General features: G+C 64.8%; 2 protein-coding genes and 1 pseudogene. 2 read left to right on the top strand and 1 reads right to left on the bottom strand.

The genetic code is table 11. The annotated features are described in order from the left end of the window. Positions 1–137: 137 nt before the first annotated feature. Positions 138–383: a hypothetical protein gene (locus WDW90_RS36820; RefSeq protein WP_336492674.1), complete on the top strand. Its 246-nt coding sequence runs from the start codon at positions 138–140 to the stop codon at positions 381–383. A 65-nt stretch (positions 384–448) separates the two neighbouring features. After that, positions 449–1,423 carry an alpha/beta fold hydrolase gene (locus tag WDW90_RS36815; RefSeq protein ID WP_336492675.1) on the top strand — a complete coding sequence of 325 codons (975 nt, stop codon included), beginning with the start codon at positions 449–451 and terminating at the stop codon, positions 1,421–1,423. Between the two features lie 40 nt (positions 1,424–1,463). On the opposite strand, the pseudogene WDW90_RS36810 reads toward WDW90_RS36815, so the two are convergent. Beyond that, positions 1,464–1,771 (bottom strand): annotated as a pseudogene (locus WDW90_RS36810) (hypothetical protein); the annotation flags it as partial.

Here is a 1,771-nt window from a genome sequence, read left to right as displayed (position 1 = left end):
TCGTTCGCTGAGGCGCACGAGCCTCTGAACTCCGGCCGCGATCCCGGGTTCACCACAAGCCAGAGGGGCGGCCGCTTCGGCCGCCCTTTTCTTTTTCTCAGTGGCAAGGCCTCAGGGCCGCGCCACGCGGAGCATGCATGTACAACCCCTTTGCCGTCGCCCTGCTGGCCCTGGAGGCTCAGAAGGTCGTCGAGCTTCGGCTCGTGAAGCTCGCCTGGGGTGGCCCTGAGGGCTGCGCCGAGGCCCAGCAGATGGTGAGCGAGAAGCTCAGCGCCTTCATCGAAGCATCCGGTACGCTGATGACGGGCGGCTCCTGCGACACGGTGGTTGCTCGCTACCGCGAGCATGTTGCGGCCAACACCCAGCGTCTGACGGCCGCCTAGAGCGGAATGCTCCCACCTTGGCCGCCTTCCCGGCCGAGGCCGCCCCCATACACGAGGCTCACGTCATGACACAGCGTTCCACGACACGTAGCTGGCTGGTGCCAGCCCTGCTCGGGTCAGCGGCAGCCCTTGGCGCTTCAGCACTTTACGCTGTTTCGAAAGCCCGCGAAGCGGAGCAGCGCCACCCACCCATCGGCAGCTTCCTGACGGTCGACGGTGTCCGCCTGCACTACGTCGAGCGTGGGAGCGGCGAGCCTCTTGTGCTGATCCACGGCAACGGCACCATGATCGAGGATTTCCTCGTCAGCGGCATCGTCGACGAGTTGGCCAAGCGCTACCGTGTGATCATCATCGACCGGCCCGGCTACGGCTACAGCGAGCGCCCGCGGGCTCTCTGGACGCCCAGGGCACACGCGACGCTGTTTCAGAAAGCCCTGCAGCAGCTCGGGGTTTCGCAGGCTGTGGTGCTCGGGCACTCCTGGGGCAGCTTGGTGGCCGTTGCCCTGGCGCTGCAGGCACCGAGGCTCGTGCGCAGCCTCGTCTTGGCCTCGGGCTACTACTACCCGACGCTGCGCGCCGACGTGGTGCTGTTCTCGCCGCCCGCGATCCCGGTCGTCGGGGATGTGATGCGCTATACCGTGTCGCCTGTGATCTCTCGCCTGATCCTGCCTGGCCTGATCAAGGGCATGTTCGCGCCCGCAGCCGTGCCGGAGCGCTTCGACCGGGAGTTCCCGAAGGAGCTGATGTTGCGGCCCTCACAGTTGCGGGCGTCTGCCGAGGACGCCGCCATGATGACGCCCGTGACGGTCGAGCTTCAGGAGCATTACCGCGAGTTGAAGCTGCCGGTTGTGATCATCACGGGTGCGGACGATCAGATCGCGGATGTTGGACGTCAATCGGAGCGCCTGCACCGCGAAATCGCGAACAGCGAATTCATTGTCGTACCGGGCATGGGGCACATGATCCATCATCTCGCGCCAGATCATGTCGTCAGAGCCATTGATCACGCGTCAGAGCGAGTACGCGCGAGAGCCGCCTGAGGGATAGATTCGTCCACGTCGTCAGCAGGAAACCAGGATGTCAGAACCGGACGAAGCCGAGGTGCTCGCCAGGGCAAAAACGACCTTCGCTAAAAATGAACACTTCGGGCGCACATGGGACGAGACGACCGTCGCGTTTACCGCAAGCCTTTACAACCGCGCGTTCCACCTCAGCCATGAGGAACGAGAGGAGTTCCTGGAGCAGGCGCGCCATGAACTCCGTCGTATGCCAATCAGCTGACGCTGGCGGATAGCCGACGATGGTCTTCGGGTGCCGGTGGCCTGACACGCCAATCATGTGAGCTACGTCCGCCCCGCGCCCGGCCGCCATCGTGAAGCAGCAGCCGG

Origin of the sequence: Methylobacterium nigriterrae, from assembly GCF_037106235.1 — a bacterium.
GTDB classification, from domain to species: domain Bacteria; phylum Pseudomonadota; class Alphaproteobacteria; order Rhizobiales; family Beijerinckiaceae; genus Methylobacterium; species Methylobacterium nigriterrae.
Note: the sequence above shows the minus strand (reverse complement) of the source record. Positions and strands in the feature narration are given on the sequence as shown.